At 46.0% G+C, this 23,450-nt stretch carries 16 protein-coding genes; 3 read left to right on the plus strand and 13 right to left on the minus strand.

The features are described 5' to 3' along the window. Positions 1-154 precede the first annotated feature (154 nt). From ACJJH9_RS13075 to ACJJH9_RS13085, 3 genes are all read left to right on the plus strand, one after another. Positions 155-511 (plus strand): hypothetical protein, encoded by a 357-nt coding sequence (locus ACJJH9_RS13075; RefSeq protein WP_444889784.1) that lies wholly within the window; start codon positions 155-157, stop codon positions 509-511. 606 nt (positions 512-1,117) lie between these two features. After that, entirely contained in the window at positions 1,118-1,453 is a 336-nt protein-coding gene (locus ACJJH9_RS13080) for a hypothetical protein (RefSeq protein ID WP_444923034.1), read from the plus strand. 268 nt (positions 1,454-1,721) lie between these two features. Continuing rightward, a complete protein-coding gene (locus ACJJH9_RS13085; protein ID WP_444923035.1) occupies positions 1,722-2,081 on the plus strand; it encodes a hypothetical protein in 360 nt (119 codons plus the stop codon). Between the two features lie 389 nt (positions 2,082-2,470). Here the strand turns inward: ACJJH9_RS13085 and ACJJH9_RS13090 are convergent, their stop codons facing one another. From ACJJH9_RS13090 to relA, 13 genes are all read right to left on the minus strand, one after another. Further along, complete coding sequence (locus tag ACJJH9_RS13090) at positions 2,471-2,815, minus strand: hypothetical protein (protein WP_444923036.1); 345 nt, start codon at positions 2,813-2,815, stop codon at positions 2,471-2,473. 196 nt (positions 2,816-3,011) lie between these two features. After that, positions 3,012-3,344: a hypothetical protein gene (locus ACJJH9_RS13095; protein WP_444923037.1), complete on the minus strand. Its 333-nt coding sequence runs from the start codon at positions 3,342-3,344 to the stop codon at positions 3,012-3,014. 749 nt (positions 3,345-4,093) lie between these two features. Then, positions 4,094-4,705, minus strand: a complete 612-nt coding sequence (locus ACJJH9_RS13100) for a DUF416 family protein (RefSeq protein WP_444923038.1) — start codon at positions 4,703-4,705, stop codon at positions 4,094-4,096. Positions 4,706-4,726: 21 nt separating this feature from the next. Beyond that, positions 4,727-12,271, minus strand: coding sequence for an FG-GAP-like repeat-containing protein (locus tag ACJJH9_RS13105; protein ID WP_444923039.1), 7,545 nt, complete (start codon positions 12,269-12,271; stop codon positions 4,727-4,729). Positions 12,272-13,182: 911 nt separating this feature from the next. After that, the gene (locus ACJJH9_RS13110) at positions 13,183-14,325 is read right to left on the minus strand and encodes a tRNA-queuosine alpha-mannosyltransferase domain-containing protein (protein WP_444923040.1); all 1,143 of its coding nucleotides are present in this window, start codon (positions 14,323-14,325) and stop codon (positions 13,183-13,185) included. Positions 14,326-14,409: 84 nt separating this feature from the next. After that, on the minus strand, positions 14,410-15,291 hold the full coding sequence (locus ACJJH9_RS13115; RefSeq protein WP_444923041.1) for an NAD(P)-dependent oxidoreductase: 882 nt from the start codon (positions 15,289-15,291) through the stop codon (positions 14,410-14,412). A 5-nt stretch (positions 15,292-15,296) separates the two neighbouring features. Continuing rightward, the gene (locus ACJJH9_RS13120; RefSeq protein WP_444884234.1) at positions 15,297-16,094 is read right to left on the minus strand and encodes an undecaprenyl-diphosphate phosphatase; all 798 of its coding nucleotides are present in this window, start codon (positions 16,092-16,094) and stop codon (positions 15,297-15,299) included. Positions 16,095-16,100: 6 nt separating this feature from the next. After that, a complete protein-coding gene (tsaB, locus tag ACJJH9_RS13125; protein ID WP_444923042.1) occupies positions 16,101-16,799 on the minus strand; it encodes a tRNA (adenosine(37)-N6)-threonylcarbamoyltransferase complex dimerization subunit type 1 TsaB in 699 nt (232 codons plus the stop codon). A 165-nt stretch (positions 16,800-16,964) separates the two neighbouring features. Continuing rightward, the gene (locus tag ACJJH9_RS13130; RefSeq protein WP_444923043.1) at positions 16,965-17,771 is read right to left on the minus strand and encodes a hypothetical protein; all 807 of its coding nucleotides are present in this window, start codon (positions 17,769-17,771) and stop codon (positions 16,965-16,967) included. 262 nt (positions 17,772-18,033) lie between these two features. Then, positions 18,034-19,032 carry a ferrochelatase gene (gene hemH / locus ACJJH9_RS13135; RefSeq protein WP_444884232.1) on the minus strand — a complete coding sequence of 333 codons (999 nt, stop codon included), beginning with the start codon at positions 19,030-19,032 and terminating at the stop codon, positions 18,034-18,036. A gap of 167 nt (positions 19,033-19,199) precedes the next feature. Further along, a complete protein-coding gene (adk, locus tag ACJJH9_RS13140) occupies positions 19,200-19,853 on the minus strand; it encodes an adenylate kinase (RefSeq protein ID WP_444884231.1) in 654 nt (217 codons plus the stop codon). Between the two features lie 143 nt (positions 19,854-19,996). After that, complete coding sequence (gene mazG / locus ACJJH9_RS13145; RefSeq protein ID WP_444923044.1) at positions 19,997-20,824, minus strand: nucleoside triphosphate pyrophosphohydrolase; 828 nt, start codon at positions 20,822-20,824, stop codon at positions 19,997-19,999. Between the two features lie 9 nt (positions 20,825-20,833). Continuing rightward, positions 20,834-23,080, minus strand: coding sequence for a GTP diphosphokinase (relA, locus tag ACJJH9_RS13150; protein ID WP_444923045.1), 2,247 nt, complete (start codon positions 23,078-23,080; stop codon positions 20,834-20,836). Positions 23,081-23,450 lie beyond the last annotated feature (370 nt).

Here is a 23,450-nt window from a genome sequence, read left to right on the forward strand (position 1 = left end):
ATGATAATATAACAAAAGCTATTGATGATAACTTTATAGCTCAGTTATCTTCAGTGGATTCAAAGGGTCTAAGAAGCTTTCTTTCTGACTTCTTGGGCGAACCACAAATATTGAGTGAATTTTATACCCTTATATAGGTACGGTAAATTAACTAATGAGAATTAAGATTTTATTTTTGGCCCTCTCAATCTTTTCTTTATTACCATTGAAATCCCTCGCAGGGCATTCCGGTGAGGCTGGGGGAAGCGTTCAAAACATTATGGTTCACCGTACTATGGATGTTCCAGTTCTGATGTTTTCTACGAACCCTTACTTTGATGCACCGATTTGTCCCGAATCAAATAAACCTGCAATACAATGGACAGTTAAACTGGATGAGTTTGGAAAATCTGTTTACTCTCTTGTGCTATCGGCACAAGCACAAGGGAAGAAGGTCAAAGTAACTGGTTCTCATCAATGTTCAGACTGGCCAGATAGAGAGTCTATTTTCTATATTGAATTAGTAGACTAATCTAAAGCAGCAGCCATTTACAATTGAGCTCCATGTCTTCGAGTTAAATGATATGGGGCTACTGCCTATTGTATATGCACAATTTCACTGACCGCTTTAAACATCAAATTTAATAACTCTCGTTAAGATGATCATTACCATATCTACCCCACCTAAATCAATACCAGTCTGTTTGCCTTTTAATCAAAGTTAACAACCAAGGGATAAACCTTAAACTATTACTCTTGCTATACCTTCAAGATCCAATGGCAACTCTAAACAATTACAAAGTGGCTATAACAACACTAATATTTAGCACCCTAGAAATTATTGTTAGAAGGGAAAATGAGCAATAAAACTTTTAATTTAAATTACTTGTATTACCTACCATACTCACCTACAGCAGATATTAATAAAAAGTACATCTAAAAGTTCAACAACTTTTTATCAGCAGGCGCTAGAAGTAAGCTTCTTTTGCAGAAAAGTACTAGTATTTATTAGCATCTAAAGGTTTTCACAGGGATTCAAATACGTAATAATAGAAAGCTAACAGTGGCATCAAAAGACAAATTTCCTGGGCGATCCGCCGTGAATCATACGAAAATAGTTTCTATGGAGAATTAGGATATGAAATTAAAATCCGCCATATTTGCTTTAGCTTCCTTTTTGTTTACCTATGATGCCTTTGCTGGCAGCATCACTAGTACAGTTCGGAAAGTCGGCTGTCACATTGACCACAATCACTGCTTTGTCTACTTGAATGAAACAATTGAAGATAAAGCAAATTGCGGGAATAATTCCTCCCTAAGGTGGGATGGTTCAGGAAACACCTCACAGAATGTCCAAGCAGCTTTATCAATTTTACTTACAGCCAAAACTACGGGACAAGCTGTTGAATTTGGATCTGCCGGTGAAACCTGTTTTGGAGGATACACCAGCTTTACTTCGCTAGAATTACACTGAACAGCATAGAAACATTAGACTAATCCTTTATCTTCTTGCCCCACAGTACTCGGTATATTTGGCGATAGTGTAGGGGCTTGTTGACTGGAGGATTTCCGCATTAATAGGCCTAAAATCTTATTGCCCCCACACATAAATACCTATAGGTCAAAGCAAATCCTAACCATAAATAAAAATTGATACACCCCCCCTTCAACTGTACAATTATTGAATAGTTATTACACTTTTACATTATAAGATTTGCATAAAACCTTTTATAGAAAACAACATGAGAAATATTGTTAAAGCTGGATCCGCAATTTCATTGCTTTTTAGTTCAAGTATCACTGGGGCAGCCACCTCAACTGCAGCTGGTTGCACAGGCACGGTTTCTAAAGTATGGGTAGAAGCCAATGATTACCTGTACTATGAGATAGAGCCATCGAGTTCAAGCTCATGCACCTGTAACTTTAATATAGGTAACGCGAAAGGTTTTATAGTTCCCTCAAGCCAGCCGAATAAAGATGAACAGTATACAGCCCTATTAGCCGCATTTATGGCTGACAAGAAAGTTATGGTCTGGTATGACTGGGACGGCGCAGATGGCAATAATAGATGTAAGGGCTACAATATATCGCTTTCCAAATAAGCTCTAGATTTCCACATCACCTTATTCGATGCCGATAAAGCAAAGAGGCAGCCATCCAATCTAAAATTGGCTAGCTGCCTAACTAATAAGCTAGGCATACTATAAGGATTGATATATAACCGTCATCCTTGAAAAATACCAAACCACGCCTTTAGCAGAAATTTATCAATAGAAACTCTAACTATTACCCTAGGCATCAACCAGTTCTTTGCGTTCAAACCTGCTCACCTCAAAAGCAAAGAAATCCTGAATACATCCCCCCGATTAGTTAGCAATTACTGACTCAAGATGAGACTTTTACAATAAACTCAACTAGACGCTAATATATAATTTAACCAATCATTAAATTTCGCTACGTTCATATTATATTTAGCGACCAGTAAAATTAATTAGCGCATACGTAGTCTGGTGAATTCAGCCGCACTACCAATACATGAGGCTTCGCTAATCTGAAAATCAATTGTTCGGTTAGATGCCTGGGCAGCCAGGGCAATAGAGAGCGCATGCGAGCAAAAAGAGTTGTTCGCTGTTGAACAAGCAATAATCGTCTCATATTTTGAACAACTTGACTTTTTACTAGTAGGCTCTTTTAGGTGTACATAAATCATGTCGCCACTAAGGGCTTCCACCAAGCGAATTTCCTTACCCTCATCATCCAGCGCAAGAGCAGCGCTGGAAGTGAGAGAGAGCAGTAACAAGCAGGATATTTTTTTAAACAACACTCTAAAAGACATTTTCTCTTCTTTCTTTATAAATACTCGACATTAACCAACGTGAAAAAGATGCATACTTATTGGCGAGCTCAGCACGATATCAAAAGAAAGATCCTAAGAATTTAGGACTTGTACTTTCATTTCACGCTTAAGATCAACCTAAGAAATCAGTTTCTTCAATTACAGAACATATTCACCCTAAATAAGCAAAGGCAGTTTACTTTTTCAGCGTAACACGATTCGCCTTGCAGCTGCCATTAAGCGCCATGGAAGGCTTAAACTGTACCGCCACTTTTTTATCAGCACTCAAGGCCGTTAACACGGCGCTGTAGGTTACATCTTTGTTTTTTGCCTCCAGTGGAATATAAAAACCATCCGGGCAAACGCTATGCGCCTGGGTAGTTGGAGAAAACTTTATCCCCCAGTCATCAGTGGCACTACTCGGCCAAATATCAATTGAAACTACTGTATCGGTGTGAGTGATCCACTCTTCCGCCAACCCCATTACTGGAACAAAATAAGCCAATGATGCCACCAATATTTTTTTCATATACACCTCTTAAAATAATTCGAAAAATCACCAATTTACTAAGAATACAGCGACAATTTAAGACAAAAGATGCCGCTGAATTTTAAATATTTGTTAACGAACCTTATATTATTTAACAATATTAACCCCAAATTCCCCCCTTGCCTACAAGGTTCTTTTCCTCCTCACCATAATAATTAGCAGGGGTAGATTTTCCGTATTCTCAATACTGCACGACTGTATCTCAGATCTATAATATCTACTTAACGATACGAATCATTGAGGTAGCGTCATACAACCCTAAACAAGTCTCACCATCTACACGTATCTGCACATCTTTTACCAAACTAAAAGCTGTCAATGCCGTGCATACATGGCTTCGCCTTTACCTTCCTGCAAAGGCCATGCAATCCATCCTCCATTTTCACATTTATTATATGAGACATAGTTACTGCAGCTTTTAATAAACGCCTCACTATTGGTTGCCTAAATTTGGCAAATTTCAAAAGTGAAATCTGCGCTGAGTGCGGGTGCTGACAAAAACAGCGTTGATATCAAAGTCTTTAAACGCATAAACAACTCTTTTCTTTTCATATACGATACGTCCACCAACAGGCAATCAGCATTTATGCACAATAAGTTAACTTGATATATAGCCAAGCCATAAATTCTCCCTTAAATTTATGACCGCTAAAAATAAGAGCTAGTCTCTGTATAAATTTAATTGGCCTCATCATTCTACATTGACCTCGACCTTCTTATTTTCTACATTATTGAGTTAACTTTGCAATCGACCACTTATTGTCTAATGCAGCCGCTCTGAGTAACCTCAACGCACCCACACTTAATTTTGATGGGGAGCTTATGAAGGCGATAACTTCTTCTTGAAAGTGTATTTCTTTCTTCATCAGCTCTGTATTAATCAAATATTCCTCGAACTCGCTCTCACCGTCAGAACCCACATCAAGGTATCCTGTTTTTTTATAGCATATTGCCATTTTAATAGGTTCAAACACATATTCAACGAGACTAGGCACTGGCTTTCCGGAGAAAGCCCTCAAGGATGCATCAACACTAATACATAAGCTCTGAGCAAATGTCGCCTCAAGGTTATCATACTTATCAGTATCAGGTAGTTGGGCGTTCACTTTCTCAGCGAGATCACGGTAGCTTAACAAACCTTCCGAATCCCATTGAGTCCACAAAGAGTTAATAATATCGCGGAGTAAATTTGCATCTCCCCAGCTGTTTTTTAGAGAAAACTCCTCAAACAGAGGGAATAATCGCTCTGCACAACTTAAAAAGAAAATCCCCACCATCGGACTTGGAAGCTTGTCCAATTGATTATTTATACCCTCAATAACTCGCTCTAAAGGATACATAATTCTAGTTACCTCATATAGTTAGAGATTGTCAACTTCTATTCCACGTTTTAATAACTGTGCTGCGCAATTATGCTCACTAGCACCACACGGGGATCTTTTAGAGGTACCAACTTTTTTAAGCCCATTTACATAATGCATTAAATCTTCTTCAGCGTGGGTACCTCTTCGCGAAGGAACTCTTTTAATTCCCAATGCGTCTGCAGCAGCACGCTGTCCAGCATCAAAGCCATTGCTCGACCCGGCAAATAAATTCCCATTTACGTCCTCACCAACAGCAATAGTTCGATTATTGCGAGGCGCAGCATGATTTCCTGAACTCCGAATTTCTTCAGCTAGCCCTTGAAGTCTTCCATTTGTAGCATCAAGAAGTTTATCCCCAATCTTTAATGGCTTAACCAAAACCATCCCTGCACCAACAGCTGCAGCACCATACTGTCCACTGGATAAATCACCAACAGCCGTAACAGCATCCTCAGCACCGATTACTGAAGTAAAAAAGGCCCCGGCAGGGTTATGCTGATAGGCCCCTTTAACAGCATCACTAACAATCGAATACCAGTTATCTACAAAGACCCTCGCCATCACTGACACAGCCTCGGCAGAGCTTAATCGACTATTGCTATTATTTCCTACCGCAGACGCGCCCCCACTTAAATGTTCGGTTGTATCGTGAGCAATCTCACTATCATAACCACCTCCATTCAACGGAGTACCTTGAATAGTAATTCGATCCAGGAAGCTCTCTTCTTCTTTTTCAGAGGAGCCACCAAATGCGCCAGGCACTGATCCTTCAGGAGTAGAAGCGCCCCCCATTCCGGGCTGAGCCCAAAAGTTTGCAGCACTGACGCTTGTGGTAGTCCCACCCGGCCCATAAGTGACGCCGATTTCGAAGGAGCCTCCCAAGCCACCCAACACATCATCCAAAATCTCATTGGCATCATCAAAAAAGTCATTGATGCCATAGTAGCCAGTGGGATCTGTCAGGGTGAGCGGATTACCTTTTACATAGCTATAGCGGTTATAGCCCTGGGTGTCCTCCACACCGTCGATCATGGGGTCGGCCTGTAGGAAGCGGCCCAGGTTCGGATCGTAGATACGGCCGTTCATATGGATAATGCCTAAAGCATCCACCATCTCATGGCCGGTAAAGCCACGGGTAGTAACGTCGTTCAAGCTATCCAACAGCAGGTAATCGCTACCGACCAGATCACTGATTTCCAGGGATTTCCAGTTTGTATCGCGGCGCTTACCCCAGGGGTCAAAAGCCATACTCTGGCTTTGCAGAATATTACCGTTCGCATCCAGCACCACATCGGTTGAGCCGATATGGTCAGTAAGCAGATAGCGCTCCGTCAGGGACTCTTGCTTATAAGCGGCATCCGTCACATAAGTAAACACAGCACCACCGGGCAAATAGCGCTTCCAGCGGTACTTGCCATCAGATTTATGATGGATACGCTCAACGCCGCCCAGGTACACGGTGGTTAGCACTTCACCATCGGATCGATTATCCACACGCTTATAGCGTGCTCTCTCTGGACCATAAGTGAAGGCAGTGCTATCACCTGATTGCTTGTTATTGATCAGGGATGGTTTATCAAAAGTCGTGTAGTTAAATACCCGGCCGGTACCATCTGAAGTCAGGTTCCCGTTTTTGTCGTTATAAGCGTAATCAACCGCACCAGCACTGGTTACCGCATGGGGCTTGGTACTCTCATACAGGTAGGCCACACCATCTTTACTGAGGATGTTACCGATGCTGTCGTACTGATATTGGGTAACAGTGGCATTGGGATTACAGCTTGCGGTACTGGTAGTTCCGGAGTTGACTCGCAACAGGCGGTTTAGGTGGTCGTAACAGAAAGACTCCTTCTTGCCGCTGCGCTGGTTATTGCGGCTAACCAGGTTGCCTACGGAATCCCAGGTATAAGCCATTTGCTGCACTGTGGAAGCTTGTGCAGAGTTATCCGCTTTCTGAGACAGCAGGCGTCCAGTGGCTGCATCGTAGCCGTTCTTTACACGCACCTTACCGCTATTGATATCGAAGTCCGTTACCTGGCTGCGGCTGTTGCTGCCGATCACTCGGTACACTTCGCGCCCGGTATTGAGGTCTGATACAAATTCCAGGGCACCGGTATTGGTGTAGTGTTCTCGGATTCCGCTGGTTATCTTATTTGAATCATTCAGTACTTCACCGTTTAAGGCATCGTATTGGTATTCGGGACGGCCGAATCGATCGTATCCGGTGGAACTGAAGAATGACTCTTCACTACCCACAGCACCTACGGCAACACCAACAGAGGTTTGCAAACCCGCAACATGCTTATACTCATAAACGGCACAGTAATGTGTTGAACCCGCGTAGCATTGCTCATCATTCGCGCTGGCTGACATAACAACCGCAGTCGCCTTACCCAAGGCATTAGCTACAGTTTGACCGGCGGAGTCCTTATCATCGTAATACCAGCGGGTGTGACCTTCCTCCTTGCCGGAAGAGAGGTAATCGGTGCGGCGTAAGGGGCGTGCATAGCGGTCATACTGCGTAACCACTCTTTGACCTTTGCCATCTTCCTGCACAAGCAGGTCACCAAAGGCGTTATAAGAATAAATCCAGTCGCCTTTGTCTGGGTCAGACATAAAAATCTTACGGCCACGCGCATCGTATTTGGCGGAGATAGTAATACCCAGGTTCTCCCCTGAGCGGCCATGGCTTACGACGTCCTTAACATTACCCACCGCATCGTAGCGATACTCCACCGTGCCTTGGTAGTGATCCTGCACATAGACAGTTTCCCCGAGCACATTAGTTTTCTCTGTACGTTTCTGGCCGCCAGGATTGGTTCCGGTACTCACCACTAAATTGCTTGCCAGTACTGGCTCGCTGTGCACAACCTTTTTGTCATCAGGCAGCTTTACGGAAGTCACCCTGGAGTTAATATCGTACTGATTTACCGTCCAGTATTGCGCTGTGGAGCCCTTAATATAGGGTTCACTCTGGCGCTCTACACGGCCCATATCATCGTACTCTGTATCAGTTACGATGATTTGATTTTGGGTCAAACCTGTAGACTCTTGACGCAGTTGGCGGCCCTGCATATCGAAATACACAGTGCTGTGAGCGCCGGTTTCACTGGTAGTCACTACATAAGTTTTAGCTGCTCCGAGGCTGCAACTACTTGAGGTACAGGTTTTATACTCAGTGCGCACCCAGGGGGCGCTATCTGAAACCCGGTAAATCTCGCGGCCAAGGGCATCGTACTCAATACGGGTGGTTACATAGCTTGCCCCGTAAGCATCCAAATAGGCGCGGGTTTCCGTCGGCAAGCCCATATTATTACGGCTGATCACCTCACTGAGCAGACGATTATCCGCATCCCTTACCTTATTGATATAGCGCTTTTGAGCGTCGTACTCAGAGCGCGTAATACGCGTGGGCTCACCGGCAGCGGTCTTGGTAGTGGTCAAACGATTGGCATAATCGTCATAAGTATGGACGGTAGTTAACTTGATTGCATCGGCATCCGAGCCACTATAATTGGGTTCGATATGTTCCGCTTTCAACAGGCCGTATTTACTGCCTGAGTCGTAGTATTCAAAAGAGACTTCCCTCGTTTCCACATCATTACCACGCGTTGTGGTAATTTTGGTATTGGTGACCCGGCCCTTCTCCCGATACCAACTCTGCCCATCAAAACCATTCTCCTGTTTGACGGTTTGCACCACTTGGCCCGATGCATTTTTAGTGGTTACCGTAGATTCCTTCAGGTTTCCATAATCATCATAATCACTTTCGGTAACGACGGTTTTATAACGGGCACCAGCGGAGGCGCCATTGTCTTTTAACAGGTAAAAGTTTGTGGTGGAGGTCTCTACGTAGGGCCAGTATGGAGCACTGGTACCGCCGCGTTTATTCAGCTTGTTATCCTGGCTATAAAGAAGCTTACCTTGGGGGCTGTACTTCCTTACGTTTAGCGGCATGCCCGTATAGGGGAATTCCTGTGCAAATGTGGTAACGGAGTAACCCGTTCGGCTATCGGTAGTGGTTATCTTCTCAAAGCCCAGGTTACCACGGCCACCACCTTGGACACGCAAGCCTTCGTATTTATAAGTAGTGCGTTCTGTATTATTGGCATTGGCTGAGGTAGGCAGAGAGAATTTATGCTCAGAAACCACATAGGCCGAACCTGTGATATCAAATACCGGAAGCCCCCAATTGAACTTGCCACCATTCTGGCGCTTGATATAGACACTCGTATCGGTTAAGGGCTTATAGGTAAATTCACTTTCTTCCCCATAACCATGGGTAATTTTTTTGATGACGTTATTGCCTGATACGCTAGCCAAGGGCGAATAATATCTCATATTATGATTATTATCCCCATCATGTATAGCAATATACTCAAGATATCCATCACCATCTAAGTCAGCAAATTCTCTAAAGTCCTTACTACTACTGTATCCAGGTAAAGTTGTTTTAATAGGAGCATCGAACCCGGTGCCGTTCCACAACATTACCGTCAAGTTCCCATCTGCCCATACTAAATCCAAGTACCCATCAAAGTTGAAATCAACAAGGTCGACGGTGTCATTATTAATTTCAGGTAAAGGAATACTATCCAGTTCAGAACCAACCCCCCGAATAAAATAAAACCAATTATCTTCATGATTTTGAAAAACCATATCCGAAAGGCCATCCTGGTTAAAATCGGCAGGCAAATAATTATATTTCAGATAATCATTTACATTGTCCCCTCCCAAACCGAATGGATGAGCAAAAAGTTTATTTGTGGTGACCTGTCTAGAAGTTCGAAACCATGCTAAATAAGAAGTTCTATTTGTTTCCCTACCTGCAAAAATAATCTCGGCTACACCATCCCCTGTAGTATCCTGAAGCCTATAAGACTTTAAACTCTCAATCTCATACTTTGATTCCCATAAAGAAAAATCAAAAACTAAAGCAACCTCATCAGGGTTAGAGGAATATGTAACGCCGCCCGTGGGCTTAGGTTTCGCATAATAAATATGCAACTCTTTCTTATTGCTCGAACGGGCAACAAAATCCGCCAAACCATCACCTGTGATATCCAAGTGAAGTGATTGCTCAGGATTATCTACAGCAGTTTCGAGATTGATTGTACCGCCGGAAAAGCCCACCCCATCAAAGAGCTGAACGCGCCACCCATTCTCAGTAGCGTGAATCAAGTCCAACTGACTATCGCCATCATAGTCCATTAAACTCCACATATTGCGCGCAGTAGAGTGCGCATGCAGTGCAAAATTTTGAGTGACCCATCGAGTTCCATCAGAAAGAGACACCTTAAAGAACTTATCATCATCTCCATTCTTATAGATCCAAACATAGTCGGCTTTACCGTCAGCATTTACATCTGCTACACGTCCACGACGAAACTTGTTTGCATTTTCAACAAAATCCTTAACATACAAGTAGTTCGCTGAATAACCTAGTCCACTTTCAATATTCCACTCGAATTCTGTAGGCTCGAGACAATATGAACTGACACACTCTTGAATATTAGCTACACGACTAAAAGCAGCTTCATAAGAATATTTGGAACGTTTATTATAATTAACATAGTATGATCGATATTCTTCGTTATCATTAAAAACCTGAATACGAGATATACGACGCTTAAGCTCTTTTTCCCCTAAAGAGAGTCTTGAAGGAGTAACATCAGGGCGACCGGCATAGTGAAACTGAATATACGCACCGGCTTTAGAGTTAGAGCCAAAAGCGTACTGAATTTTATCTATACGATATCCATAACTATCATTCTCAATATAGGAATAAACTATCTTATTATTCCCTGAACTATCCACTACTTCTGTCAGAAAATAAGATTCGTCTGTCTTCTTAATATAAGTAGAAATTTTGCCATCTTTCGATTCCACACGAAAAGAGCTGGGATTCGCCCCATCGCCACCCACTGCAACAACTCTCCGGAAGGAATCTATCTCTGTGTGATAGGCGGCTCCAGCCTCCCCGTAAGTATAACCATCAACCACCATAAGTCGCTGGCCATCCAGGCAAAATTTATTCTTATTTTTATTCGCTACTTTAATATTGTCACGGGCTATAGAACTCATACATTTTTGAATTGATGATAAGCCAGACAAGGTCCACCCCTTGCCCAAGAGCCCATTACCGCCCTGACTAGAATAACTAAGTGCTAACTGAGGTGTATGCCCACCCGAGCCCTGCGGGACTTCAATTGGTATAGTGTAAGAGGCCGCACCAGAGGGTGTTACACCAGACTTTCCATTCATGCGCCCAGCCAGATTTACAGGCTTGGTTTCTGGCTCAATTAACTCCCGCTCGGTTTTTGGCATTCCAGCCACAGAGAGATAAGCAGAATCGGCAATAAAAGAGTTCCCTGATTTAACAACTAAGTCATCTGAACCATTATTATCGATACGATCTATATAGATGGTATTACTTCGATCATTGATAAGTTTAGTAAGCTCTGCATCTACTGGAAAACTATCAACTTCGGCTGGATAACTAAATTGGTTAACTCCATGAACAATAAATGGCCTTTCACCCGCCATTTGCCCCCGAAAAAGAAAGTCGACTTTTCCATCTCCATCAAAATCACCAACGAAATAATCAACACCTTCTATTAGTTGGGCAGCATCACTCAATGCTATATTAGAAACACTCTCATGGCGTAAAAGATGGAACGGAGAAAAAACTCCGTTATCCCAATGATATATACTAAAGGCAGGATTCGGAGAAAGGGTGATTGGGGTAGCAATATCACCATGCAGAATTAACAATCTTTCCCGACTGTAAAAATGATAATCTTGCAAACCATCATTATTAAAATCGCCACTAAAAACAGCGTATCCGTACCGATCTATAGGGAAATCTACGGAATGACTGCCACTACCACTGCCCTCCGATACAACTACCTCATCCGTTACCTGTCCACCACTACATGCATATTTACCGGTGCCATATGGACTAAATCTACAAGCCTTAACCTGATATTCTACCCTACCTATATATTGCAACTCATTCTCAAGTTCATTCGGCTCACCAATATCAACTTCGGCCAGATCTTGCCAAGGACCAGCATTAACGCGAAACTCTACATCATAATAATCGGCATTTGATACACCAGCCCAAATCAACTTAATCTTGTTGCCCAAGTTACCATTTGTTTGACTGATGGTAACGCTAGTCGGAGAGGAGGGAGGCCGAAGTACCTCAACTACATCATGATCGGTAACAGGCCAATCTAAATTAGATTCGTTACTAAGATATACTGATGTCTCATATGTATAAATACCGTCGCTGTACCTTTTGGCCTCCACATGATTACCGTGAGTTAACTCTAATTTCCTAAGCAGGCCAACACCTTTCTTATATTCCTTTATTTGAGCTTTATCAATATGGGTCCAATCTACTTTAAGAGTGTAGGTTCCACTTGCAGACTGATCTGGCCCATTCAGATATTCGTTTGCATGAGCCACGACCACATTTAACAGGAAAAGTAATGCAATCAAATATTTTACAATTCCGTAAACCTTAAAATTACCCAAAAAAATAACTCCCAAATTAAAAGGATAGGTGAAAATCAAACGCCCCAGCCTCTTCATATGCAGAAAAAACGAAATTCTAAGAAACTTGCTAGTTATTTTATCAGTTTTCAGAAAAATATTGAATTAGAATATTTAACCTATGGAGCAAAAAAATCCAGCCAAGAAAAGTCCACAGGCATCTTTGTCGCCAAAAGGAAAATGCAAAAACACTGACACCCAAATTAACCTTATGGCCACCCGCACCTTTAGAATTAACAATTGCAGGGTGCGCGCACCATCCCACATTTTCTTTGAAAAAGCAGAATGCCATATCTTTTCATGCCGGCAAAATGTTTACTGTCGCCGCACTGAGAACTCTATGAATGTAACTAAGTGAGGCTAAATTATGACATTCGAATTTAAGCTCCAACGGCGAAAACATTATCAAGCAACCGTATCTAATCCTGCTTCAGCTAATGTCAAGCATTAACAATAAGAGGAAAAATGATTCTTAGGATTTCAACGGCAAGATAGTCAGAATTTCCTTATTCTTATCTATAGCCATCAGGAACTTTGCAATAGCTTAATAAACTAAGAGCACCCCTAAAAGTCACATTTTTTCTTTCCCTATAGCCCTTGTGAACCGGTGATTAAGGGCACAATAAATGTAATTTATAGCGGTGCTTATAAATCACTTCAGCTGATATAAACCATAAATGGCAATATGGTTTATATACGTAATCTATGAATAAATCCCTGGTTTCTCAGCGGGACCTAAAGAAAAAGATATTAATTACAACCTTTCACTCGCTTATAATTAAATCTATTTTGCTTCAGAATGGGTTAACTGATCTCATCAGCAGCGGTAGTGCTTGCAAAACCCACAAAGTACCAGAAAGCGCAGCGACTCTTAATCGCTCAGTTATCAGGTGTTAATGGCTGATAATATCGGTAGCGGGACAATTTAAAGCACAATAATATTTACTCCTATTGCTTCTCCATGAAATAGTTTGAAAATCTACCTTTACTAATCTTGCTCCACAATGAATCTTGTTAGCCATAGTTTCGAGCCTTGCAACCGCATTACTCACCTCCAGATAACGCAACCCTTCAGGATAAAATTCCGGATAACACTGCTCATCCGGCACTAATGGCGTACAACCTGCTACGGCGGCCTCCATTACCGCCAATCCCTGAAATTCGTGGTATGCAGTAGATAGAAATACATGGCTGTTATGCAAGGTTTGTCGGTATAGAGATTCACTCTCCACGTACCCCACCACCAGCAAATTCTCACTAAACTCCCGTTGTATCTGCTCAAACTCTTTTGGGCTATTACGAAAGGATTGCCCCATCAGGTTGAGTAAGAATTTTACCTTTTTCTCTTTTAGGCCCCGAAGGATTTGCAGCAGACGGTCAGCGCCTTTGTCATATTCCCAGCGGGCGGCCCAACTGATGATTAGCGTATCCTCGCTTACTTCACCCTGATAACCCTGCCCCCAGCGGTGATCCCAGCAAAAATCAGCTTGTGTGCACTCTTGAGTAAAGAGTGCATCCTCTAGTGGTACTGGCAGCACCTTCGACTTACTTGTAATTTCTTCACAAATTCCCACCGGCACACAGTCCGGGAAGCGCTTTAAAAGCTTGGCTGCGCCTTCAATCAGGGTGCGGCGGTTATATTCCGAATTAAACAGCAACAGGTCACCGGCTAGCGCGGTATAGATATTGAGTAGCTGTGGCTCTATAGAGTGAAACGCACCTGAACTTACTGGATAGGCAAACTGATTCTCGTGAAAGTAGACCACTGTGGGCACCCCCACTATCTCGGGCACTAAGCCGCGCAACGCACTGAGATCGGTCATAGACGTGGCAACAATTAGGTCCCACTGTTGCTTTAGTATTTGTGCCGTCTCCCCCCTGGCCCAAGAAAGGCTGTTGCCACGTATACGCCAGCTGAAATAGCGCGGGGGCAGTGTCAAGACTGTCCACTGCCACTCGGGAAAGGCAGCAACCAGGCCTTTACGCCAACGCTTGTGACTGTCGGCATCATAGGCCGAGAGCAATAAAACTTTCATGGGAATCTAAAACAACAAGGAACGGAAATACAGAGCTGGAAACAGAAGTATCCAGCTCCGTTATAGGCTTGAGAGGAGGTAAAGTCAGTCGAAAGAGCGCACATTCATCAGGCGAGCAAACAGACTAGAGGTATCCCAGCGAGAACCGCCGATCGCCTGCACCTCACTATAAAATTGATCCACCAGTGCCGTCACCGGTAACAGGGCGCCATTATGCTGGGCTTCCTGTAAAACGATGGCCAAATCCTTCCGCATCCAGTCCACGGCAAAGCCGTGATCATATTCACCGGCCAGCATTGTTTTTGAGCGGTTTTCCATCTGCCAGCTTTGTGCCGCGCCCTTGGAAATTACATCCACGACCTGTTCGCCATCCAGCCCTGCCGCTTTAGCAAAATGCAGCCCCTCTGCCAGCCCTTGCACCACACCGGCAATGCAGATTTGGTTGACCATTTTACAAAGCTGGCCACTGCCCACCGGGCCCAATAAGGTAACAGCACGGGCAAAAGTGTCTATCAACGGCTTTACACGTTCAAAATCTGTCTCTTCACCACCAACCATTACGGTGAGAACCCCATTTTCCGCACCGGCCTGGCCACCAGATACTGGAGCATCGAGAAAGCCGATACCTTTCTTTTTGCCAATTCCTGCCAGTTCACGGGCAACATCCGCCGAGGCGGTGGTGTGATCCACAAACAGTGAGCCCTCTTCCATAGTGGCGAAGGCGCCCTGCTCTCCAGCAACCACCTGGCGCAAATCGTTATCATTACCCACACAGGCAAACACCACCTCTGCACCTTTTGCGGCCTCAGCAGGTGTTTCGAAGCTCTCCCCCTCATACTCGCCCAGCCATTTTTCTGCACGGCTGGCGGTGCGGTTATATACCCGCACTGAGTGACCCGCTTTTGCCAGGTAACCCGCCATTGGATAACCCATTACACCCAAGCCAATAAACGCTACCGTTGCCATATTGATTACCCCCATATCATCCAAATAAGAGCCGCCCCTAAAATCAGGCGGTAAATCGCAAATGGCGCCATGCCGATGCGACTAATAAATTGCAGGAAAAAATGAATACATAGATAGGCACTAATAAAAGAAAGCAAAGTACCCAATAAAATATCCCCCCAGGGTACCGACTCTAGGGCGAGTAAATCATAGGTCAGTAACATGGCCGGCAGGGCTATGGCCGGTATGGATAACAAGAAAGAAAAGCGCGCAGCAGCTTCGCGCTTCATTCCGAGCATCAGCCCTGCGGTCATGGTGATACCCGAGCGGGAAGTACCTGGAATAAGCGCCAATACTTGCGCACCACCAATAACTAGGGCTTTTTTCCAGTTAAGTTGCGCTAGGGTTTGCACCCTGGCACCACGCACATCAGCCCACCAAAGCAACAGACCAAAACCGATTGTAGTGGCCGCTATAACTGCTGCTGAGCGTAAATGCGTTTCTATATAGCCTTTAAAAATTAATCCTACCAAACCGACAGGAATCGTAGCCAGCACAATCAGCCAAGCCAAACGCCCTTCGTCGCTAAATTGCCTCGATTTAAGTCCCCCTAAACCATCGCGCAGGAGTAGCCAAATATCTTTTCGAAAATAGGTGACTACCGCGATCAGTGATCCAAAATGTACAGCCACATCGAAAGCAAGCCCTTGATCCTGCCACCCTAAAACTTCTGCAGGCAAGATCAGGTGTGCCGAGCTTGAAATAGGGAGAAATTCAGTCAAGCCCTGGATCAGGGCCAGTACAACAATCTGAAATATTTCCATGAATTATCAGGGTCGAATTTTTTGACGTTTTTGCCAGGTAACTTCATTGCGAAGATAAACGGGCTCCAAAGCTTCAGCAGATACCATTGCACCAGCTCGATAGAGAGGAACCGCTAGCTCAGCAATATCCCGTGCATGGATTAAGGCATTCAGATCCAGCTCTGCCGCTCGAGCCTTGCCTAATGCCTCATAGTGCCAACCGGGACCGGCACCGTAATATGTGTTTGTCAGCTTGGCCTCACTCAATGACAGTAGAACCTGCTCTGGATTCTGTACTGCCTCAGGTATCAAGCTGTCATTAGGCATCTCGGTGCCGTAAATACCCCAGTACACCTGCTGCATACGAGCGTCGAGCAGAGCGACAATAGGATCTCCTCCCCACTGCGGGTGCGCCCTTCTGGCCCCCAAGGCCAAAGCGGCAAGGCTGGAAACCGGCACTACTGGCTTATCGGCGGAAAAGGCCAGCCCCTGTACACAACTGATAGCGATACGCAGACCCGTAAATGAGCCGGGCCCCCTGCTTACAGCAAGGGCATCCAGGTCGGGAAGGCTCAACTGGGCCTCAGCCAATACCTCATCCACCATTGGTAGCAGGCGCCGTGTATGGTCTCGCTCTGCTTGCACAAAGCGTTCGGTAATCTGGCCATTACTATAAAGTGCCACTGAGCAGGCACCAGACGTGGTATCCAGGGCAAGAATCTTCACAACTATTTCAAACCGGGTTATCGAAGGGAGTGAATTGTGGCACGGTCACAAGGTCTAGTCATGTAGATTAGCGATATTGAGGAAAGAGAAAACCCCGGTATTAACCGGGGTTGATGAAGAGTGAGCCATGCCACTAAGGCATGCTGTGAACTAGAGGAGGTTTAATTAAGCCGCACTCTTGGGTGGTCGACCACGGCGAGCGGTACCGGCCTTAGGTGGGCGCCCTCGACGAGTTGGCGTTTTCTTGGCCGCCTCCGCTTTGCTAGCAGACTTCTTCGGACGCCCTACTCTTTTCGCTGGCTTTGCTGCGGAGGTGGCCTTCTTGGGGCGCCCTACACGCTTGGTGGCTTTAGTTTCAGAAGCAGCCTTTTTGGGGCGGCCTACTTTCTTGGCCGTAATAGTCTTTTTAGTCGCCGCCTTTTTAGCTTTTTGAGCATCAGCTTTTAGCTTCGCAGCTGCTTTCTTCTCTAGCTCCTTGGCTTTTGTCGCAGCCTTCTTTGCTGCAGCTTTTATCTTAGCCTCAGCTTTTTTCTCGGCGGCTTTGATCTTCTTGGCATGAGCCTTAACACGAGACTTCATCCAGCGCGCTTCGAACGCCTTCAATGCCGCTGCCAGGTCTTTATCTGCCTTGGCAGAAAGGCTTTCAGAAAGGGTGGCCACCTTCTCCTTAGCCGCTTCTTCTGCATGACGCACGGCATCCATGGTCTTGGCCTTGGCAAGCTCCATTTTTGCCATCGCCAGCTTGGCGCGTAAATCTTTTGCTTTACCATTGGCGCTGGTCAAGGAAGCCTTGGCCGCTGCCGTACTACTTTTTTGTGCCCGCGCTTTTGCTTTTGCCACACGATCCATTTGTGCATCCAGCGACTTACTTGCTGCATCCACGGCTTTCTGTGCTTTTACGACTACCGGCGACGCTTTGGTCGATGTAGTTGCCTTTTTAGCACGTGTACTCTTTTTTACTACTCTTGCCATCCCTTGTCTCCTCATTAAAAAGAAGAAGTACTTCCAAAAGTGTGCTGGCAACGCGGCCTGTTAGCTATCGAATAAAACCCGGGGGTTATTTTATTGCTTATACAGAGCGGTGCGCTGCCTATTTCAATACAACTTTATCAAAGTTAATAAAAATACACGGCATTGCAAGTAAAAAAGCGAAAAATGAGAAATTTTTCAGCAAATAAGTCTCTTTTCCTTAACAAATTGCCTTTTGAAGAGGCAAAACACCTAAAAGTAAAAATTATTTTGGGCCTGGCAACTTATCTTCAACAACCGCAGCAAGAGCTTCGATATGATCCGCACGTAAATTTAGCGCGGGAATATAATGGTATTCACTTCCACCCGCTTCGATAAAATTAGCGCGATTCTCTACCGAAATTTCTTCCAATGTCTCTAAACAATCGGCCGAAAATGCTGGGCAAATCACATCAACACTCTTGATACCGCCTTTGCCCCATTCAATCAGAGTTTTATCGGTATAAGGTTGCAACCACTCAGCCTTACCAAAGCGTGACTGAAAAGTAACTTGCCAACGCTCCGGGGAAATTTGTAATTCTTCCGCAAGCAGCCTCGCGGTTTCCTGACAATGGCGTAAATAGGGGTCCCCTTTATCAACATTTGCTTTGGGGATGCCATGAAAAGAAAGCATTAATTTTTCAGCCTGACCGTGTTTCTGCCAGTGCTCCCTGACAGAGTTGGCGAGAGATTTAATATATAAAGGGTTGTGGTAATAATCACGAACCAGGGAAATATCCGGAATATCACGACTCTTTCGGAAAATTTGCGCCACTTGATCATATATTGCAGCAGTAGTGGTAGCCGAATACTGCGGATATAAAGGGAAAACAACAAAGGACTCATAGCCTTTTGATCGCAAGCTTTCAATAACTTTATCGAGGCGCGGTTCACCGTAAGTCATGGCATACTCTACCGCGATATCCCGCCCTTTATCCTTTAAATGCTTTTGCAGTAGCTGCGCTTGATGGCGGGTATAGTAGAGAAGTGGTGAACCTTCAACTTGCGCATCGTCCGCGCTGCAATTCCAGATTTCCGCATAAGCCGGAGCAATTCTCTTGGGGCGAAAAGGTAATATCAAACCGTTTAGTATTGTAAGCCACAGTGGTCGGGGTATTTCCACTACCCTGGGGTCGGAGAGAAAGTCTCGCAAGAAATCTCTTACGGCGGACGGCGTGGGCTGCGCAGGGGTACCCAGATTCATCAAAACTATCGCTGTGGACATACAAAGACCCGTCTGAAATACAATTTTGCCAGGAATAACCTGCCGGCCATCTTAATGATTGGTCAGTCAACTACAAGGTAAGCGCTTGCGAAACTAAAAAGGAAACCATCGGAGAAGATACAAAAAAGCCCCCAAACGGGGGCTTTTTTTAACAATGTTCAGTGCGATCAGCTCAATGCTTCGATGACCTTATCGCGGATCTCATCCATGCTGCCAACTCCCATCACTTTACTGTATTTCGGAGCTGCCTCAGGGGAGCGCACTTCCAGCTCTCGGTAGAAGCCAACCAGCGGCGCTGTCTGCTCGTGATAAACCGCCAAACGCTTGCGCACGGTCTCTTCAGTATCATCACTGCGCTGTACCAGTGCCTCACCAGTCACATCATCCACACCTTCGCTCTTGGGCGGGTTGTACACAACGTGATAGACGCGGCCTGAACCCTCGTGCACGCGACGCCCAGACAAGCGCTTGACGATTTCTTCATCGTCCACAGCAATTTCCAGCACATGATCGATATGCACATCGGCATCCAGCAGTGCTTGCGCTTGGGGAATAGTGCGGGGGAAACCATCGAAAAGGAATCCATTTGCACAATCTGCCTCAGCGATGCGCTCTTTCACCAGGGCAATAATCAGGTCGTCGGAAACCAGCTTGCCGGCCTCCATGATGTCTTTTGCCTGCAAGCCGAGAGGTGTGCCCGCTTTCACCGCAGCGCGAAGCATATCGCCGGTGGAGATCTGCGGAATGCCGAACTTCTCTGTTATGAATTGTGCCTGAGTGCCTTTACCGGCCCCCGGTGCCCCCAAGAGAATAATTCGCATGTTCAGTAAGCCTCCAAAACTATCGACGCACTAAGAGCCGCCGCGCCAAAAGAGCGCTACCTTACACGTCCACCCCAAATTGGGCAAGATTATGACTGTGGTACCGCCATTACCGCAGAATAAACTGCGGCCAATACGGCTACTTATCTGTCTGAATCCTGTCTTTCTATGTCTTTCGCGCGTTCCCAGAGTCGATCAAGCTCTTGCAGGCTGGCATCTTCTGGCCCACGTCCATCTGTCCTGAGCGCTGCCTCAACAGCGCCAAAACGACGCTCGAACTTACGATTACACTGTCGCAGTGCAGACTCAGGATCAACTTTCAAATGCCTGGCCGCGTTTACACAGGAGAACAACAGGTCGCCGAGCTCCTCCCCAGCATGCTCACGATCACCGGTTGCAATAGCCTCGCGCAATTCGGCTACCTCTTCCTCTATTTTGTCCAGCACACCGGTAATATCTGGCCAATCAAAACCCACCTGTGAGGCACGCTTTTGCAATTTGGCCGCACGCGTCAACGCGGGTAAGCCCGCGGTAACACCAGCCAGGACTCCACTCTCACCCTTTGCGTTGCGCTCTTCAGCTTTAATGGCTTCCCAGTTTTGCTTTACTTGCGCTTCATCCATTGCAGAGGAGCCATTCTCGCCATAGAGCTCTCCGCTGGGGAATACATGAGGATGGCGTCGCACCAACTTGCGTACCAGGGTGTCCACAATACGGGAAAAATCGAAATGCCCCTGCTCACGGCCGAGCTGGGAATAGAAGATCACCTGGAACAATAAGTCCCCAAGCTCTTCATGTAGATGTTCGAAATCTTCAAGCTCAATTGCCTCGGCCACTTCATAGGCCTCTTCAATCGTTGAAGGAACAATACTGGAAAATGTCTGTTTCAGATCCCAGGGGCAACCACCGTTTGGGTTGCGCAACTGGGACATTAGGTGGAGTAAGTCCTCCACCGAGTATTGGTCTTGCAAGGATCCCCCTCAGCGCAGCATACGCCGCTTCGCCGATGCGACATTGGGCAGGCGATTAATGCGGTGCAACACGTAACTCAACTCTTCAAAATTATGAATCTCGGCGGTAAGTACCATCTCTACAGTATGCTTATGCTTATTACTGTGCGTCTGCATCGCCGTAATATTGATTTTCTGACTATCGAGCATAGCGGTGACATCGCGCAACAGCCCCAGGCGATCATAGGCTTCGATAACGATTTCCACCGCATAGAGTTCCCTCGGTTTTGCCGCCCAATTAACTTCTAGTACTCGCTCAGACTCCTCTGCCTGCATACGCAGCATATTCGTGCAGTCTTTACGATGTATCGATACCCCGCGACCAAGAGTGATGTAACCCATAATTTCATCACCGGGAACAGGGTTACAACAACCCGCAATATGCGTCAGTAAATTGCCAACCCCTTCGATATAAACATCGGCTTTGCCCGCCCCTGTGGCCACCGGGGCAGTAAGTGAAGGCACACGCTCCGCGTTGTCGACCTTTACCATACGCTGGGCGGTGTTCAGCACCTGCCCCACACCGATATCCCCAGCTCCCACTGCCGCATAGAGATCATCCAACGAGTGCATATTCAGCTTGGCAGCAAGCTGTTCAAAATTAAAATCACTCAGAGCAAGCTGTTTGAACTCACCATCTAAAATACTGCGACCATCGGCAATATTTTGATCTCGGGCCTGCTGCTTAAACCAGTGGATAATCTTGGCCCGCGCCCGCGAGGTTGTTATATAGCCCATACCGGACGAAAGCCAATCGCGACTGGGGGCTTCACGTTTACCAGTGAGAATCTCCACCTGATTGGCGGTTTCCAGTTCGTGGTTTAATGGCACTATGCGGCCATCCACCTTAGCGCCGCGACAGCGATGACCAATCTCGGTGTGGATTTTATAGGCGAAATCCAGCGGTGTGGCTCCGCGGGGCAAATCGACTACATGGCCATCGGGAGTAAAAACATAGATACGGGAGTCCCCTTCCCCGGTCTGAAGATCTTCTTGTAAGGGATTACCACCCACTTCTTCATGCCAGTCGAGCACTTGCCGCAGCCAGGAGATCTTTTGCTCATAGCTATCTTGGCTCTCTGTTTTCAGGTCAGTGCCCTTATACCGCCAGTGTGCACAGACCCCATATTCAGCCTCCTCGTGCATGGCAAAAGTACGGATTTGCACTTCCAGCACCTTGCGTTCGGGGCCGATCACCGCAGTGTGCAGGGAGCGGTAGCCATTCTCCTTCGGAGAGGCAATATAGTCATCAAACTCGTTGGGAATATTGCGCCAGAGGTTATGTACAATCCCCAACACCGCGTAACAATCCCGCACGGTAGGCACCAGAATGCGTACAGCACGAATGTCATAAACCTGAGAGAAGCCGATATTCTTGCGGCGCATCTTGCGCCAGATACTGTAGATATGCTTTGCGCGGCCATAGACATCACCCTCTATATCCGCCCGCGCCAGTTCTGTGCGAAGAAGCTCCAGCACCTCATCGATATATTCTTGTCGCGCCATCCGCTTTTCATCTAAAAGGCGCGCTATCTGTTTGTAGTCTTCAGGCTCGAGGTAACGGAAGGACAAGTCCTCCAACTCCCACTTGATATGCCCTATACCGAGGCGATGCGCCAGTGGTGCATAGACATCGGCCACCTCGCGAGCGACCCGCTGGCGCTTTGTGGGCTCAGCATTCTTGGCCGCACGAATTGCACAGGTCCGCTCGGCAAGTTTGATCAGCGCAACGCGAACATCATCAACGAGCGCCACCAACATACGGCGAATATTTTCCGAGTGTTCCTCTACCGCACCGCTTTTGCTTTCCTCACCAGTATCGGCACTGCGACTGCGAATCGCCGCCATCCGCAGCACCCCGCGAATAAGCTTGGCTACAACCGCCCCAAACTCCTCTTCAACGCTTTTTAGCGCGAGGCGCTTCTCTCGTACTGCTCGGTAGAGCACTGCAGCCACTAGTGCTTCAGAATCAATTTGCAAGTCCGCCAGGATTTCCGCCATTTCAAGGCCGGTGGCAAAACTGCTGGCACCCTCTGCCCAAATATTTTCCGCAGCAATAGCCTGTTGTTCAGCTTCAGCACTTACTTCTGCTGCACGGCGCAAGGTCACTATGGCAGCCCCATCCAGCCCAGCCAGTTTTTGCACATGGCGCAACCAGGCTTCCAGGTCGTGCTCTCTCTCACCTCCAAAGGAATGATGTTTTCTGACTTGAACCATGTTTTAACCGGGCCGAAACAGGAATTTGTAAGCTTACTAGCATTGCTCAGTGGCTTGCATGATGGCAAAACCAAGCAAAAAGAATAACTTCCCAAATTAGGGACGCTTCTATCATAGGTTTGGTCAGACTAAAGTCCACGATTTTCTTTATGTTTTCAACAAGCTGCGTGAAATTTAGCGATAACTCACCCCAGTGGATATGGCTTGATACTGGAAACTGCAAACGACAATACCAATTGGTCAATTACATTGAGTAGCGAGAATTTTTACCGAGGAGAATGCGACTAAAGGAAGGCTTGCCGGGTTGAAAGGCTTTTACAAAGAGACCCGCTCATTTTCGACATCTCTGCGGTGACACTGGAAAACTGAG

It is taken from the genome of Microbulbifer mixtoriginis (SeqCode) (assembly GCF_052466715.1).